Source organism: Micromonospora xinjiangensis, from assembly GCF_056150165.1.
Map to the genome: position 1 here is coordinate 44,057 of NZ_JAXCFO010000008.1, position 16,372 is coordinate 60,428.

Sequence of the window (16,372 nt, forward strand, 5' to 3'; positions counted from 1 at the left end):
TCAACCGGTCCGGCGACCCGGATTGCTCGGAGGCATGTGGGCTGACCGGCGAGCACCGAACTCGTAGATATCTGCCCGGCGTCTTGACGACTTCACCCACATTGCCGCCTGGTACCGACCGAGCCGGAACGACACGAACCGGGATGGCGACGCCGGCGATCGGCCCACGCTGGGGCCGGGCAGATGCCGGGCCCCAGCGTGCCGGATCACTCAGCCATGGACGGCGTATCCGCCCGTGAGAACCGGGTACCGGGGTCGCTGGGGGGATCCCGGGGGGAGGTCGGTCTCGGGGTCGAGGCAGTGGGTGGGCGGCCGCTCCGGCCCGTTCTGCGCCTGAGCGTCGACAATCTCGTCGGGCTCACTTCCGCCGTCGATGATCTTCACGTAGTAGCCGTGGTTCTTCACATTGCCTTGGCCCTCAGGGACGATCGCGGTGAACACCGCGACGTTTCCGGTGACCTTCAGACACGTCACGTCGGCTCGTCCCTGCCCCACCAACGTGCCGTCCGGCAGCTCATGCCGGTATAGGAAGTGGCCGCGCGTCGACCCCTCGGGGGCCGTCACTGCCTGGACACCGAACCAGATGCGGTGCCCAACCACGCCCGGCTCGTCGTACACGAAATGTCCCAACCCGGCGACGACCGACCACCCGGTCGCGACGCTCATCGCCTCGGACTGCTGGGCCTGCGCGACGGAGGGCGACCCCGCCACCCCCGCTGCCGCCACCGCCGCCAACGCCACCACACGCAAAGCTGACCTGAACATGTCGCTCCTTCTGACTATCCCGTCGGCTGACCTGTTCAGCATCACCGCACGTCGATAGGAGTGAATCCCTCCACCGAGCCACCCGCTTCCCCCGTGGGAGGGAGTGGTGCGGCATGCCCCGTGGGGATGGAGGGTGGTGGCAGCGCGCTGAGATCCACGGCAGCGCGCACCCTCTGCGTTCACGGCGGAGAGGGTGCGCTGGAGCCCGTGGTCGGTGACGAGCGTCGGGAGCGGCGCGGCCGTGGAGCGCCGCCGCGGTAGCGCACCCGCCGGCCGCCGATCCCAGCATCACCGACCACGACCCAGTTGCGCAGCCCGCGAGCGTGCTCGGGTCGTGCGCGCGGCGGCGGGCCGGACGGTGGAGGTCAGTCGCTGTGGTCGCGGCCGGTGGAGTGGAGTGACCGGGGGCGGTTCCCCTGATCCGGATCGCTGTCCGCCACCGGCTTGCCCAGCCGGGTCACCCAGTCGACGAACTCGGCGTCCTGGCTCGGTAGCGCCTCGCCGTCCGCCGGGGTGCCCGCTCCGCCCCCGTCGGCCCGGGGCTTGTTGCGCCGGAACAGGCCCAACCGGCCGCCGCCGCGCCCGCTGGCCCGTCCCGCCTCGACGGCGCGTGCCGCGGCGGCCGGCGCGGGGACCTTCGCGACCGGATCGGCCCCGGTCGGGCGGGCCGGCGCGGCGTCGGTCGCCGGCGGGGGCCCGACGCGCGGGGCGGTCGCGAGGGCGTCCCAGTTCGCGGCCCGGTTCGGGTTGGGCAGGGGCGGCCGGTGCCGAGGTGGGAGCGCCGGTTCGAGCCTCTCCCGCGTGCCGGCCGGGTGGGTCGCCTCGGCGCCCCGAGCGGGCTCGGTCGAGGGTCGCATCCTCCGCGCCGGCACGACCGGCCACGTCGTCTGAACCCGTGTCCGGTCGGTCTTCGGCGGCTGGTACATCCGGCGGGTCCCGGGGGCCACGAGTGCCGCGTCGGGCGGCACCTCGTCGGGTCCGGCGTTGTCGGCCCCCGCCTGCGCCGTCCCGGAGCTGTCCCCGTCGGGCCGCGGGGGGAGGTGGGCTGCTGTCGCCGGGGCCGGTTCCGACGTCTCCGGAGTGTCGTCGGCATCGGCGGGCGCGGCGAGGTCTTCGGGTGCGGCGGGGGCCGCCAACGCGGCGGGGACGGTCGCCGCGGCGGTCCCCGCCGCGGGGTGGGCCGGTGCGGCGCTGGCGTCCCGGTCGCCCCCCGGCGTGCCGAAGTCCGGCGGTGCGGTCGCGGTCGGGAGCTTCGCGCCGGTGATCGCCAACGTGCCGGCCAGGTCGACGGGCTCCGGCTCGTCGGCCGTACCGTCTGCGGCCCGCGGTACGGCGGGGGCGGCGGAGAGCGGACGGAGGACGTCGGTCGGCTCGGCCACCGGCACGTCAGCTGCGCGTGACCGCAGCGGCCAGCGGAAGGAGGCGACGGCGGCCGAACCGAGCACGCCGGCGGCGACGGCGAGCAGCGCCCCGTAGTACGGCGTGATCTGGTACCGGTCGACGGCGTTGCCGGGACCGGCGGTCAGGTAGGCGAACGCGACCAGCGCCGTGCCGGCCGCGCCGGTCGCGCCGTTGACCAGCGGCGGATGCCCGCGCCAGCGGGCCAGCCCGCCGGTCACCGCGCCGATGAGCAGGGCCGCCGCCGGCAGGATCAGGATCGCCTGCCGCTGCGCCGTGTCGGCGTCGAGCCCGGCCGGCTGCGGCACACCGAGCCGTACGGCGGGCAGGGGTCCGGCGCTGGCGAGCGACGGGACGACCGAGACGAACACGAGCAGCCAGACGACGCCGCCGACCGCCGCCAGGTTCCATCCCAGTGGCGGCTTCAGCAGTGCGGCGACCGCGGCGCCCGCGCCGACCAGCGCGCCGAGGGTCGCGCAGATGCTGACGGCCCAGATCGGGTCCACCGAGAAGTGCTCGGCGGCCTGGGCCGGCCGGACGCAGAGCGGCGCCACGACGGTCGCGCCCAGCGCGGCGGCGACGGCGAGGGCCACCAGTCTTCCCGAGCTCCCCGGCACTCCGTAGCGGCGGGCGAGGCGGGCGGTGACGACGGTGCCGGCTATGGCGGCGTGCGCCGCGAACCAGCCCACCCAGACGAGCTGGGCGGGCCACTGGTTGACGGTGGCGCCGGTGGAGACCGCGGTGAGCTGGACGATGCCGAAGCCGAACCCTATGCCGAGCTGGCCGGCGCCGGCGAGCACGCCCATCCCGAGCGCGGTGAGCAACAGGTTGCGCCAGGTGCGAGAGACCATGGCCGGCACGTTACGCACTCATTGCCCCGGTTTCACCGGAATGCCGGATTCCATCCCGGACCGCTCCTGGCGGCGATGGCTCCCGTGCGGCGAGGCGTACGTGGTGCCTCCCCAGGCCGGCGAGCATGTGGACGGTGGCCGGGTCGAGGTGGATGACGCCGATCGGCTTGTCGCGTCGGTGCCGTCGCGACGCCGTGGCCCAGGCGGTCAGCATGGACACCCTCGCTTGTGGTCGGGCGCGGGCCCCGGACAACAGCAGGACAAACAGGACATTCGCGATCCGTTCCCGACCCTGGGCCCCGGGACGCCTTCGTTGCGGCGGACGACAATGAGGGCTTGCGCCAGGGCCGGGGCGACGAGATGGGATGCCCGGCAGGACGCCAACCTCGCGCCCCGGCCACGGCACCGTCGGGGCGCGAGGTCGGACGCTGTCTGACTGGTCACGCTGTCACGTGATCACCCGGCGGTCGCTTCGCCCGCCGCGAGGTGCGCGGTGCCCGGGTTGCGGGTCGTCGGCGTCGCACCGCTGCCGACTACCGGAAAACCTGAGCACCGGGCGCGTCGCATTGAGGAAAAATCAGAACTCGACCACGCGGTGCTGGGTGGATCTGTCAGTTGTAGTGGGCGAACTCTGTGTAGTCGTTCCAGATCCAGCCCTTGACGCCAGTGCAGCAATCCGAGTGCCACCACAGATTTCCGGCATCGTTCACGCAGCGCTTGTCGACCCGGAAAAGCGTCTTGGACTTCCAGGTGGCTATCACGGGGGACGACCCGGAATAGCTGGTGTGCACCTTGGCGCTGCCGACGATGACTCGCCTCATGTGCGGCGTCCAGTCCGAGCATGAGGCCATGGTTCCCACGTCCGTCGACTCGGTGGCCATCTCGATCGCCGTCGCGCTCGGAGTGCTTCCGACCGCAGCGGACGCCGGTGCCGCGAGAGGGAGAATGCCGGAAAATGCGAGTGTGAATGCTCCACCCGCCGCTGCGAGTCGCTTCGCCGTTGCTTTCCTCATGAATTCCTCCATATCCCCAGGTGTTCTTTCGACCGTATAGGTAGCGCAGTGCCTGGGACGTCCCCGCTTGGTAACAGATCGATAAACGTGGTTTGACCAGGGATTCATCTGATAGGGATGCGTAAATAGAGCTACTGACCACCGCCTATGCGTTACGAGCCGCGTCCCCGGTTGTTCGGGCGAGGATCCAGCCGCCCGCCGTATGGGCGTCATCGGTCGGAGACGGCCCGCACCCGCGGCCGCGCCATGGTCGGGGCGGCCGGGCGGAGGCGCTTCACTGGCGGCGTCGGGCAGCGGCCTCCACGTCGAGCAGTTCGTCCAGCGCCAGCGCGGTGTTTATCAGGGACAGGTGGCTGAATGCCTGCGGGTAGTTGCCGATCTGCTCCCCGGTCGCGGCGATCTCCTCGGCGTAGAGGCCGAGGTGGTTGCTGAAGGTGAACATCTTCTCGAAGGTGAGCCGGGCGTCGTCCAGGCGGCCGGAGCGGGCCAACGCCTCGACGTACCAGAACGTGCACATGTTGAAGGTGCCCTCGTGCCCGGGAAGCCCGTCGGGGGAGTGGATCGGGTCGTACCGGTGGACCAGGCTGTCGGAGACCAACTCGCGCTCGATCGCCTTCAAGGTGGACTGCCAGAGGGGGTCGCTGGGCGTCACGAAGCCGACCGCCGGCATGGCGAGCAGCGCCGCGTCCAGCATGTTCTCGTCGTACGCCTGCACGAAGCTGCCGCGTTCCCGGTGGTACCCGCGCGCCATGACCTGGTTGTAGATCCGGTTGCGTTGCTCGGTCCAACTGGTGACGTCGCCGGGGCGGCCGGTGCGGGTGGCGAGGCGGATGGCGCGGTCCAGCGCGACCCAGGACATCACCCGGCCGAAGGTGTAGTTGCGGGGGTGGTGGCGGCTCTCCCAGATGCCGGCGTCGGCCTGGTCCCAGTGGTGGCAGAGCCAGTCGACGAGGCGGACGGTGCTCTTCCACACCTGGTGCGAGACGCGGATGCCCTGCTCGTCGGCGAGGTGCATGGCGTACAGCGCCTCGCCGTGGATGTCGAGCTGGAGCTGGTCGGCGGCGCCGTTGCCGATCCGCACCGGTCGGGAGCCGCGGTACCCCTCCAGATGGTCGAGCACCTCCTCGTGCAGGTCCGAGGAGCCATCCACCCGATACATGATCTTCAGTGGGTCCTGGTGGTCGCCGGCCTCGCGGATCCGCTCGTCGAGCCAGTTCATGTACCGGCTGACCTCCTCGGTGAAGCCGAGGCCGAGCAGGGCGTGCACCGAGAACGACGTGTCGCGCACCCACGTGTAGCGGTAGTCCCAGTTGCGGGTGCCGCCGACCAGCTCGGGCAGCGCGGCGGTCGGGGCGGCGATCATCGCGCCGGTCGGCGCGTACGTCATGAGCTTCAGCGTGATGGCCGAGCGCTCGACCATCTCCCGCCACCGCCCGGTGTAGCGGGAGCGGTCGACCCAGCGCCGCCAGTAGTCCCGGGTCCACTCGAACATGCCCTGGACCTCTTCCGGCGGGATGAACCGCGGTTCGGTGCCGCCCGTCTCCAGGACCACCCCGCCGGTGTCGCCCTCGTTGAGCGTGCCGTAGGCGATCAGGTCGTTGCCCTCCAGCCGGACGTCCCCGACCTGGGCCCACAGCTGCCGCACCGGGTCGACCGGATTGAAGGTGAGCGTCGCCGACGGGCTGCGGAACAGGTAGCCGTTGCGGTGGCGCTCCAGCTCGTGGCTCTCCCGCGCGTAGTCGAACCGGGGCCGGCACTCCACCCGGAAGCGCATGCTGCCCCGGACCATGTTGACCAGGCGGACCAGGCGGTGCGAGTCGGTGGCGCGCTCGCCGGTGACCGGCATGAAGTCCGTCACCTCGGCGACGCCGTCCGCGCTGATGAACCGGGTTATCAGGATCGGCGTGCCGGGCAGGTAGAGCTGCTTGGTGACGTACCGGACGTCGTGCGGGGCGATGCGGAAGTAGCCACCGCGCTCGCGGTCCAGCAGCGCGGCGAAGATGCTCGGCGAGTCGAAGCGCGGGGCGCAGAACCAGTCGATCGTCCCGTCGCACGTCACCAGCGCGGCGGTCTGCAGGTCGCCGATGAGCCCGTGATCCTCGATCGCCGGATAGCTCTCCACGACGCCCCCCGGTCTCGACAGCCTCCTGCGCAGTAACCTAAGGGACAAATTGCCGAGATCGGCTCGGATTCGTGCTCAGCCACCCGCTCGCGGGTCCGCTGTCTGGGCTGCGGTGGGCTCCCACGCTCCGCCCCGCCCCCGGCCGGGCGGCGCGGCCGCCGGCGCGAGCCGGCAAGCCCCCGAGGGCGGGCCGGACGTTACCGTGGGTGGGTGGATGAGACGGTTCTGCGGCGGCCGATGGACCTCGCCGCCTACGGGCGCCGGGTGCGCTCTGGGCCGTGCTTCGTCTGCGCCTTCCTCGCCGGGGAGCCCGGCTTCGCGCACGAGCCGCTCTACGACGACGGCGTGCACGTGGCCTTCCTGAACCGGTACCCGACGCTGCGCGGCGCGGCTCTCGTCGCTCCGCGCCGCCACGTCGAGGACGTGGTCCGTGACCTCACGTCTGAGGAGTACCTGAGCTTGCAGGCCGTGGTGCACCGGATCGCCCGCGCCGTCGGCGACGTGATCCGGCCCGAGCGCACGTACCTGCTCTCGTTGGGCAGCATGCAGGGCAACGCGCACGTGCACTGGCACGTCGCGCCGTTGCCGGTGGGTGTGCCGTACGACCAGCAGCAGTACCACGCGCTCATGGCCGAGCACGGCGTCGTTCACCAGGCACCGGAGCAGCTCGCGGAGCTCGGCGCACGCATCCGCGCGGCGCTCGACCAGTCAGCCTGAGGGGCGCACGGCGGCGACGTCGCCGGCCGGGGTGGCGGGCCCTCGGCGAATCACTCCGCGCCCATCACCAGGCCCTCGATGGTGTGCTTCTGCCGGATCGGCGTCAGCGTCTCCACCACGGGGCAGCGCAGGTGCGCGCGGACCGACGAGGGCAGGCTCTCCCAGTACTCCCGGGTAACGGCCATGTCGTGGTGCGCGGCGTTGCCCGCGCCGGGCGCGTCGACGCCGAGCACCAGTACCGGGCGGGCCACCGTCGAGACGTTCGGGGTGCCCCGGTGGATGGTGAGCGCCGAACGGGCGGAGATGTCGCCCCGGCGGGGGTACTTCCGGACCGCGCGCTCCTCGTACCGGGGGTAGCGGTCCTTGGGCGGGAACATCTCGTGGTCGAAGTCGTCGCCCTCGTCCCACTGGGTCCCCGGGGCGATCTCGAACGGCCCCATCTCCTCCACGGTGTCCACGGCGGTCAGGTTGAACGCCAGGGAGGTCAGCCGCCGCTGCTCGCGGGTGTCGGCCGGCATCGGGAAGTCCCGGTGCCACGGCTGCATGGCGGCACCGGGGAACGGGATGTCGAAGCCCAGCTCGACGATCTCGTACCGGGGCCCGAGCACCGCCCGGCAGACCGACACCACCCACGGGTGGGTGACGAGGTCGACGAAGCCGCGCAGCTGCTCGGGGTGGATCTCGACGTACCAGCGCTCGGGACCGCGACCGACGGCCCCGTCCGGCCGGGCGCGCGCCTCGCGGAACGCCACGTCGATGTCCTCGGCCATCCGCTCCACCCAGTCCACGGGGAAGGCGCCGCGGCACGCCGTGATCCCGTCGCGGTAGAGGTCGCCGAGCGCCTCGACCGGGACCTCGCCGCTCTCGAGCTGCTGCTGGTGACGGCTGTCGACAGTCATGGGACCTCCCCGGGTGGCGGTGGTGGGGGAGAGTATTACAACGTTGTAGAGCATTCGCAAGGGATGCCTGCCGGGAACGGTCAGGCCCGGCGGGAGGCGCCGAACAGGTAGCGCAGCTCGTCCAGCATGACGACCAACGTGGCGGGGACCAGCGCCGCCACGACGGCCAGGACCGCTCCCGCGGGACGCACCGGCCCGGCCGGCGCGAGCGCGCCCACGACGGCGCAGCCGATCAGGAAGACGTTGCGCCACACGTGGTGCCGGCCCAGCGGCGCGGCCGTCCGGCCGAAACACCGGCAGGTGGCGCCGCCGCGCAGGTTCGCGGCGATGGCGACGGTGAAGGCGAGCAGCAGCGCCGCCGACCAGAGGAAGCCCGCCAGGGGGAGCACCGCCAGCAGGACGACGGCGGTGAACTCCGCGGCGACCACCGCCGCGGCCAGCGCGCCGGCCGGCCGGAGGCCCAGGTCGCCCACCGACCGCGTGAACTCGCGGTACGCGGCCCGGCCGGAGACCTTGCCGACGGCCGCGACCAGCAGGACCACGCCGAGCAGCACGCGGCACCCGATCTCGACGTACATGTGTCATCGCCTCCCTCTGGCCACGCCGAGGATCGCCTCGTGCGGCACCGCGCCGAAATGTCGAGAGTCCTGGCTGTGCGCGTTGTCCCCGCGTACCGTCACGGCCCCGTCGGGTTCGACCCGGTGCACGCGTTTCACCATCCACGTCACGTCCGTGTCCGGCACGACGTCGCGCGCACGGAAGACGACGAGGTCACCGGCGGCCGGCGCGCGCCCGACGCGCACGACGATCAGGTCGCCGTCGTGCAGCGTCGGCGCCATGCTCTGCCCGCGTACGACGACCAGGCGCCAGCGGCGGCGCAGCCAGCCGGTCACGTCGCCGCCAGCTGGTAGCCGCCGGCCTGGAGCCGGAACAGCCGGGCGTACTCGCCGTCGGCCGCCATCAGCTCGTCGTGCGTGCCCGACTCGGTGACGCGCCCGGCGTCCAGCACCACGATGCGCCGCGCGTCGCGCAGGGTGCTGAGCCGGTGGGAGATCAGCAGCCCGGCGCGGCCCCGGCGGATGCGGGCCAGCGACGCGTGCACCCGGGTCTCGGCGTCGGCGTCGAGCCCGGAGCTGGGCTCGTCGAGGACGAGCAGGTCGGCGTCGGCGCGCATGAGGGAACGGGCGAGCGCGACCCGCTGCCACTGCCCGCCGGAGAGCGTCACGCCCGGCTCGCCGTCCTGGTCGGCGAAGGTACGGCTGAGCAGCGTGGCGTAGCCGTGGGGGAGGTCCCGGAGGCGGTCGTGGATCTCGGCGCGGACGGCGGCCTCCTCGACCCGCTCCGGCGTGTGCGGCAGCCGGCCGACGCCGACGTTCTCCGCGGCCGTGAGGTCGTAGCACATGAAGTCCTGGAACACCGCGCCCATCCGTTGTCGTAGCGTCTCGACCCGCAGCTCGCGCAGGTCGACGCCGTCCCAGGTGATCCGGCCGCGGACCGGGTCGTAGAACCGGCAGAGCAGCTTCACGATGGTGCTCTTGCCGGCGCCGTTGAGGCCGACGAGCCCGACGGCCTCGCCGGCGCTGATGGTGAGGTCGACGCCCCGCAGGATCCAGGGCCCGTCCTCGTCGTAGCGGAACCAGACGTCCTCGAACCTGATGCCGCTGCGCAGCGGCGGTGCCGGCCGGGACCCGTCGGCCAGGTCGACGGGGCTGTCGAGAACGGCCACGTAGTGGCGGAACAGCCGCATGGCCGCGCCGACCTCGCCGAGTTGACCGGCGATGCCCGCCAGGCCGCTCTGCGCGGCGGCGAACGCGGCCAGCAGCAGGGTGAGGTCGCCGATGGTGAACCGGCCACGGATCGTGGCGTTCACCGCGATCACCGTGGCGGCGAGTGCCACGGCGGCACCGACCAGCGCCCAGCCGGCCTGCACGGTCGTGACGTGCCGCGCCGCGGTCAGTTCGAGCCGGTTGGCCGCCCGCAGGGCGCCCGTGAGCCGGTCGTGGAAGAACCGGCCGAGGTGATAGAGGCGGACCTCGCGGGCGGCGCGCAGGTCGGTCAGCACGGTCTGGAACAGGAACCGGGCCCGGAACAGGCCGGCGCTGTCTTCCACGGCCCGGGCGGTGCGCCGGGACAGTCGCAGCTGGATGAGGAACTCGGGCACCGCCACGGCGAGCAGGAGCAGGCCGGCCGGCGGCCAGAGTGACGCGAGGATCAGGGCGAAGCCGCCGATGGTGACGACGTTCTGGGCCACGCTGACCGTGAACATGACGACCGCGTACGGCGCCTGGTCGGCGGCCTGCTGGGCCAGCGCCAACCGGTCGCGCAGCGCGGGTCGCTCGAAGGGGGCCAGGCCGAGGAAGCCGTTCAGCTTGCGGTACAGGCGTACGTCGGCGGCGATCGTGATGGCGTGCTGCAACGCGGTGGTGAAGTAGCCGGAGAGGCGGTTGGCGATCGCCGCCAGGGCGACCAGGGCGGCGATCGCCACCGCGTACCACGTCGCGGTCGACGGGCTGGCCGAACCACCCGCGCTGACCTCGTCGAACAACAGCTTCGTGAACCAGGCGACGCCGATCGGCGGCGCCGCGCCGACGAGGACGAGTGCGACCATGGCGGTGAGCGCCTTCGGGTCGGCGCAGCCCAGCCGGAGGGCCGCTCGCAGCGTGGCCACGGGTCAGGCCAGGACCGGGAGCTGGTGGCTGGCGTCCACCACGACGCCGTCGACTACCGACAGCACGGCGGGGAACCCCTTGACCCGCAGCTCCCTCTCGGCGAGCTCCTCGGAGAGCGTCATGGTGTCGAAGCCGGTCAGGCGCGGGACCATCGGGGCCGTCTCCTGGGGCGTGCCGATCATGACGACGAGGGTGTCGTGACGGTAACGCTCGGCGTCGGCGGTGAGGGCGTCCAGGAGGGTCTGGCACGGCGGGCAGGTCGGGGTCAGCATGACCACCGTGCGCCGGCCGGCGACCAGGTCGGCGTAGGGAAAGCCGCTGACGTCGAGGCCCGGGGCGGGCAGCACCTCGGGGACGGGTTCCCCGTCGTGGGAGTGGCCGGCCCGCACCTCGCGCAGCCGCCGTGCGAGAGCCAGGGTCAGGACGAGGTTGAGCACGGCCACCGCGCCGACGACGGCGAGGGCGGCGTAGACGAAGCCCGGCATGGGAACTCCTCGGCGAGTCGGAGGGGTGGGGCCGCGCCGCCCGGCGCGGCCCCCGACGGGAAGCCAGGTCAGCAGACGCCGGCCTTCTTGACGTAGCAGACCGGCCGCGACGTCGTGGTCACGCACGAGCCGTAGCAGTTGTAGTAGCCCTGCCGGTAGTAGCGGAAGTAGGTGCCCCCCGAGCAGTAGCCGTTGGACGCGACGCACGAACAGGCCTGGCCGTTCTCCGGCACGCAGGCGCCGGCCTCCTCGCGGCCGAGCACCTTGCCGAGGACGGCGTCGCCGACGTGGGTGATGATCCTGGTCATGGCAGACCTCCTTTGTGGGTGGTTGCCGACCACTCTGCGGGTCGCCGCTGCGCGCGCGCTGCGCTTCTACTGCGCGCGGGCTGCGCCACGCCAGCGCGCGAGCAGTTCGCGCAGCTCATCGACGTACGCGGCGTCGAAGTGCTCGAAGATGCGCAGTGCCTCCTCGCCGAGGGCGACCGCCCGGTCGTGCCGTTGCCGCGCGGCCTGCGCTCGGGCCAGCAGGCTCAGCGAGTTCGCCAGGGGGAACGGCTGTCCGAGGCCGCGCAGCGTCGCCACCGAGCCCTCCAGCTCGACCACGGCCAGATCCGCGTCGCCCTCGGTGAGGTGCGCCTTGCCGAGCAGCCGGCGGGAGATCGCCTCACCCCACTCGTAGCGCATCTCCCGGAAGGCGGGCACAGTCCGGGCCAGCAGCCGGCGGGCCGAGGCGATGTCACCGGCGGCGAGGTGTGTCGCGGCGAGCGCCTGCTCGCCGGTGGTCACGCTGAGCCGGTCACCGAGCCGACGCGCGGCCGTCACCGCCCGCCCCAGGTGCTCCAGCGCCCGCGACCACTGCGCGCCGTGCCGGTGCAGCAGTCCGAGCCCCTCCTGCGCGAGCGCCTCGCCCCACAGGTCGCCGCTCTCCTGGAAGTGCCGCAGGGCCGCGCTGAAGGCGGCGTGGGCGAACGGGGAGGTGAGCTGGTACTGGCCGTGCTGCTCGCCGAGGGTCAGCAGCACGTGCCCGCCGACCGGCCCGACCGGCCAGTGCGCGGCGCACAGCCGCACCATCAGCAGCAGCGCGGCGTCCGCCGCGCGCAACCGGCCGAGCGTACGGCAGCTCAGCGAGTAGCCGTGCAGCGCGGCGAGCCGGTGCGCCACCATCGGCGCGGGGCTGTCCCGGTGGGCCGCGCGCAGCAGTGGCACCGCCTCGGCGTGCCGGTTGACCATCCGGTAGGCCGTGCCCAGGCACAGCCGCAGCGAGATCCGGGTCGGCGCGGGCAGGTCGACCTCCCGGTCGAGCACGCCCCGCAGGCAGTCGGCGACCTCGGGCAGGTGCTGGCTCCGCATGATCGCGAAGTTGCCCATCGTGCAGGCGAGCCGCCCGGCCAGGTCGACCGCGTCCAGCTCCAGCAGGTCGTGCACCGCCGCGACCAGGTTCTCCCGCTCCGCCTCGAACCAGTCGACGGCCGCCCAGGCGTCCATCGTGGATCCCGCGCCCTCGGTCGGCAGGACCTTGCAGGGCAGTGACGCGGCCGCGCGCGCGGCGTGCGCGTGCAGCCGCGCGTACCAGTCGATCACCTCGTCCGGGGTGACGTCCGTGCGTTCCCGGGTGTGCAGCCGGATCAGGTCGTGCATCTGGACCCGGCCGCCGGGGTCGGCGGTCAGCAGGTGGGCCCGGCACAGCTGCTCCAGCAGCGGCTCGGTGCTCTCGTCCCACATCCCGAAGCTGCGCAGCGATGTACGGCTCAGCACGGCGAGCAGCCGCGCGGCGGGCGGGGGCATCCGCTCGAACCCGACGGTGAAGCTGCTGCGCACGTCGAGGTCGCCGAGCGACAGCTCGTCGAGGCGGCGCCGCTCGTCGCGCAACCGGTCACGCAGGCGCGCGACGGTCATCGCCTCCCGTTCGGCGAGCCGCACACCGGCGACACGCAACGCCAGCGGCAGCCGACCACACAACTCGACGACCTCGGTGGCGGCGGTGGCTTCCCGGTTGATCCGCTCAGCGCCGGCGAGACCGGCCAGCAGGTCCAGACCGTCGCCGACCGGTAGCACGTCGAGCGGGACGACCACCGCGCCCGGCAGCTCGGGCAGTGCCGCGGTGCTCGTGATGAGCGCGCTGCTGCGGGCGGGCGGCAGCAGCGGGCGCACCTGCGCCGCGTCCGCCGCGCTGTCCAACATCACCAACATGGGCTGGTCGGTGAGCACCGACCGGTAGAGCGCGGCGCGCTCCTCGACCGCGGCCGGGATGGCCTCCCCGGCGATGCCGAGGGCGCGCAGGAACGCGCCGAGCACCGCCCCGGGCCGGGCCGGGTCGGGGGTGTTACCGCGCAGGTCCGCGTGGAGGCAACCCGCCGGGAAGCGATGGCGGCTCTCGTGCGCCGCACGCAGCGCCAGGGTGGTCTTGCCGGTGCCCGCGAGCCCGGTCACGACGACGACCTGGGCGGCCCCGGTGGCCGGCGGGGTACGCCCCAGCAGCGACAGCAGCAGACCCAGTTCCTTGTCCCGTCCGACGAAGTCACCGGCGACACCGGGGAGCTGGTTGGGCCGCACCCACACCCGGGGCGACGTCTCCTGTTCGCTGGCGAGGATCTCCCGGTGCAGCCGCCGCAGCTGCGGCCCCGGATCGATGCCGTGCTCCTCCGCGAGCACCCGGGCCCCGTCCCGGTACACGGCGAGCGCCTCGGCCTGCCGGCCGCTGCGGTGCAGGGCCGTCATGAGCTGGCCGCGCAGCCGCTCCCGCAGGGGGCGGTCGCGTACCAGGATGGTCAGCTCCGGCACGAGCTCCTGGTGCAGGCCGAGCGAGAGCAACGCCTCGACGCGCAGCTCGGTGGCGTGTTCGCGCAGCTCGTGGAGGCGGTCGCGGTCGACGCCGACAAGCGTCGCCTCGACGTCGAGGTACGCGTCGTCGCGCCAGCGGGCCAGCGCCTGGTCGAGCAGCCGCACCGCACACCGGGCGTCGGTGGCGGCCGCGGCGGCCCGCACGTCGGCGGCGAACTCCGCGGCGTCCACCACGGCGGCGGTGGTCAGTTGGTAGCCGGGGGACCTGGTGAGGATCAGCTCCGGTGTGGCGTTGCGCCGGACCGAGGCGACGACCGCCTGCACCCGGTTACGCGCCCCGGCGGGCGGGTGCCCGGGCCAGAGACCGTCGATCAGGCGGTCCACGGAGACGACGCGTCCACGGTGGGCGGCGAGGCTCCCGACGAGGGCCCGTTCCAGCGGGGCGAGCGTCACCTCCGTTCCGTCGACGCTCAGTTCGATCCGTCCGAGGACGCCGATCCGATACCCACGCACCGCGCAAAGCTAGCGCGCGGCACCCGAGCGGATCGGGCCGACTTCGATCTTTCGGCCGGCGCCGGCGGACGTGCGCGGGGCGCGGCGGCACGGCCGCCCGGGGAGGGTGCGCCGGATCGCCTCGCCGGCGGCCCGCGCGGCCCCGGCGGCACGGGTGGATCTTGGCGCGGTCGCCACCCGCGGTGTTCCGGTGCCATCATCGGAGCCCTGATGTCTGCAACGATCACGCATGAGGAAACCGGCGGTCGGGCGGCCGAGGGGGCGCTGCCGTCGCGGCGGCTGCTCGGCAGCGACGGGCTCGGCTGGCGTACCGTCCGGGCCAGCACCTACCGGGACCCGGCCCGGGCGGAGCCCTTCACCACCGGCCAGTCGCCGGAGCTGCTCGTCGTGCTCGTGACCAGCGGGACGTACGCCATCGAGAGCCGCAAGGGGCGCCGCTGGCACCGGGAGACCTACCACCCCGGCTCCCTCGGAGTGACCGCCCCCGGCAACGTCAGCGTGCTGCGGTGGCGCTCGACCTCGGCGCAGCCGATGGAGTCACTGCACGTGCGCCTGAGCGAGGAGTTGCTGGCGGAAACCGCCCAGGAGGTCAGCCGGGACGCTCACCGGGTGATCGGCCAGTTTCCGGACGCACTGCTGCTGGAGGACCCCCTCGTCGCGGCGGCGGGGCAGACGCTGGGACGTGCGCTGCGCGACGGAGCGCCGGCGTTGTACGCGGATTCCCTGGCGCAGATGCTGGCCACCCATCTGCTCTACCGCACGGTGCCGGGCTCGTCGTCGGCCGAGGCCGACCGGTCGGGCACGTTCAGCCGGGCCGAGCTTCGACGCGTGACCGCGTACATGCAGGAGCACCTGCAGGACGAGGTGAATCTCGACGACCTCGCCGCGCAGGTGAACGTCAGCAAGTACCACTTCCTGCGCATGTTCAGCCGTTCGACGGGCCTCACGCCGCACCGCTACCTCACCCGGGCGCGCATGCGGCACGCGGCCGACCTGCTGCGCGGCACCGACCAGAGCGTGCTCCAGATCTCCGTGGCCTGCGGCTACCGCAGCCCCGGGCACTTCGCGGCGTCGTTCCGTCGCGCGTACGGCGCCCCGCCCTCGATCTTCCGGCGCTCCACGGCCGGGCGGGCAGCGCCCGCCGACTCCTGATCCACGGGCGCGCGCCGACCGCCTCGACGCCGTCCGGGAGGGCCGGCGGGCACGCGGTCGCGAGCGACCGGGTGCCCGCCGGCTCGCCGGGCGGGTCAGGCGTGCGGGTGCAGCAGGTCCTCCAGACCGATGCGGGTGAGGAACTCGCTGCGGATCCGGTCGGCGACCACGCTGACCACCTCGGCGCCGTCGTCGGCCGGGTCGATGTGCACCCGGAACGGGCGCCTGCCGTGCGGGGTGTCCACCACCCGCACCACGGCCGCCGCCACCTCGGCGACGTCCGCGTCGGCGGGCGCGAGGGCCGCCAGCCGCTGCGACACCTGCTCCATCAGGCCGCTGTAGTGCTTCTCGTACGCCTCGACCGTCGCGGCGTCCGCCGGTCGGCCGCTGTGCAGGAAGTGGTTGGTGCCCCGGGTGAACGAACCCGGGACGACGATGCTGGTCTCGATGTTGAACCGGGCCAGTTCGGCGGCGTAGCTGACCGCCAGGGCGTCCATGCCGGCCTTCGCCGCGAAGTACGGCGCGAGGTACGGCGGGGTGCCGCCCCGCGTGCTGCTGGAGCCGATCCACACCACCAGCCCCTGCCCACGCTCGCGCAGGTGCGGCAGGACCGCGCGGTTGACCCGCTGGGTGCCCAGCACGTTGACGTCGTAGACCTGGGCGATCTCCTCGGCGGTGAACGCCTCGGCCGGCCCGGTGACCATGTGGCCGGCGTTGTGCACGAGGACGTCCAGGACGCCGTGCTCGGCGACGATCGCCGCGGCGGCGGCGTCGGCGGACTCCTGCGACTGCACGTCCAGCTCGATGGTGCGCAGGTCGACGCCGCGGGTCGCGGCGAACGCCGCGGCGTCGGCCACGGCTTGCGCGTTGCGTCCGGTGGTGGCGCGCATGCTGGCGTAGACGGTGTGGCCGGCCTCGGCCAGTGCCCGGGCGGTGAGCGCGCCGAACCCGCTGGACGCGCCGGTGATGAGAACGACGGACATGACAGGAACTCCTCAGGGGAAG

The 16,372-nt window shown here is 73.1% G+C and carries 14 protein-coding genes; 2 read left to right on the forward strand and 12 right to left on the reverse strand.

What is annotated here, in order from left to right:
- Window positions 1-210: 210 nt before the first annotated feature.
- From SM573_RS25385 to SM573_RS25400, 4 genes are all read right to left on the reverse strand, one after another.
- Complete coding sequence (locus SM573_RS25385; RefSeq protein ID WP_474610910.1) at window positions 211-765, reverse strand: hypothetical protein; 555 nt, start codon at window positions 763-765, stop codon at window positions 211-213.
- Between the two features lie 365 nt (window positions 766-1,130).
- Window positions 1,131-3,014, reverse strand: coding sequence for a hypothetical protein (locus tag SM573_RS25390; RefSeq protein WP_474617234.1), 1,884 nt, complete (start codon window positions 3,012-3,014; stop codon window positions 1,131-1,133).
- Between the two features lie 611 nt (window positions 3,015-3,625).
- Complete coding sequence (locus SM573_RS25395; protein WP_474610908.1) at window positions 3,626-4,027, reverse strand: hypothetical protein; 402 nt, start codon at window positions 4,025-4,027, stop codon at window positions 3,626-3,628.
- 274 nt (window positions 4,028-4,301) lie between these two features.
- Window positions 4,302-6,149 (reverse strand): glycoside hydrolase family 15 protein, encoded by a 1,848-nt coding sequence (locus tag SM573_RS25400; RefSeq protein ID WP_474610907.1) that lies wholly within the window; start codon window positions 6,147-6,149, stop codon window positions 4,302-4,304.
- A gap of 210 nt (window positions 6,150-6,359) precedes the next feature.
- Here SM573_RS25400 and SM573_RS25405 point away from each other — a divergent pair, with 210 nt between their 5' ends.
- Complete coding sequence (locus SM573_RS25405; protein ID WP_474610906.1) at window positions 6,360-6,866, forward strand: HIT family protein; 507 nt, start codon at window positions 6,360-6,362, stop codon at window positions 6,864-6,866.
- 50 nt (window positions 6,867-6,916) lie between these two features.
- Here the strand turns inward: SM573_RS25405 and SM573_RS25410 are convergent, their stop codons facing one another.
- The 7 genes from SM573_RS25410 to SM573_RS25440 all read right to left on the reverse strand — a co-directional run bounded on the left by SM573_RS25410 (window position 6,917) and on the right by SM573_RS25440 (window position 14,215).
- Window positions 6,917-7,765 carry a phytanoyl-CoA dioxygenase family protein gene (locus tag SM573_RS25410; protein WP_474617235.1) on the reverse strand — a complete coding sequence of 283 codons (849 nt, stop codon included), beginning with the start codon at window positions 7,763-7,765 and terminating at the stop codon, window positions 6,917-6,919.
- Window positions 7,766-7,845: 80 nt separating this feature from the next.
- Entirely contained in the window at window positions 7,846-8,343 is a 498-nt protein-coding gene (locus SM573_RS25415; RefSeq protein ID WP_474610904.1) for a MauE/DoxX family redox-associated membrane protein, read from the reverse strand.
- A gap of 3 nt (window positions 8,344-8,346) precedes the next feature.
- Window positions 8,347-8,658 carry a S24/S26 family peptidase gene (locus SM573_RS25420; RefSeq protein ID WP_474610903.1) on the reverse strand — a complete coding sequence of 104 codons (312 nt, stop codon included), beginning with the start codon at window positions 8,656-8,658 and terminating at the stop codon, window positions 8,347-8,349.
- On the reverse strand, window positions 8,655-10,433 hold the full coding sequence (locus tag SM573_RS25425) for an ABC transporter ATP-binding protein (RefSeq protein WP_474610902.1): 1,779 nt from the start codon (window positions 10,431-10,433) through the stop codon (window positions 8,655-8,657). The genes SM573_RS25420 and SM573_RS25425 overlap by 4 nt, the downstream gene beginning before the upstream one ends.
- Before the next feature lie 3 nt (window positions 10,434-10,436).
- Window positions 10,437-10,919 carry a hypothetical protein gene (locus SM573_RS25430; RefSeq protein WP_474617236.1) on the reverse strand — a complete coding sequence of 161 codons (483 nt, stop codon included), beginning with the start codon at window positions 10,917-10,919 and terminating at the stop codon, window positions 10,437-10,439.
- Between the two features lie 68 nt (window positions 10,920-10,987).
- Window positions 10,988-11,227, reverse strand: coding sequence for a hypothetical protein (locus tag SM573_RS25435; protein WP_474617237.1), 240 nt, complete (start codon window positions 11,225-11,227; stop codon window positions 10,988-10,990).
- Window positions 11,228-11,293: 66 nt separating this feature from the next.
- Complete coding sequence (locus SM573_RS25440; RefSeq protein WP_474617238.1) at window positions 11,294-14,215, reverse strand: AfsR/SARP family transcriptional regulator; 2,922 nt, start codon at window positions 14,213-14,215, stop codon at window positions 11,294-11,296.
- Window positions 14,216-14,425: 210 nt separating this feature from the next.
- Between SM573_RS25440 and SM573_RS25445 the strand changes: the two genes are divergently transcribed.
- Window positions 14,426-15,367, forward strand: coding sequence for a helix-turn-helix domain-containing protein (locus SM573_RS25445; RefSeq protein WP_474617239.1), 942 nt, complete (start codon window positions 14,426-14,428; stop codon window positions 15,365-15,367).
- 95 nt (window positions 15,368-15,462) lie between these two features.
- On the opposite strand, the gene SM573_RS25450 is transcribed toward SM573_RS25445, so the two are convergent.
- Window positions 15,463-16,350 carry an SDR family oxidoreductase gene (locus SM573_RS25450; protein ID WP_474617240.1) on the reverse strand — a complete coding sequence of 296 codons (888 nt, stop codon included), beginning with the start codon at window positions 16,348-16,350 and terminating at the stop codon, window positions 15,463-15,465.
- Window positions 16,351-16,372 lie beyond the last annotated feature (22 nt).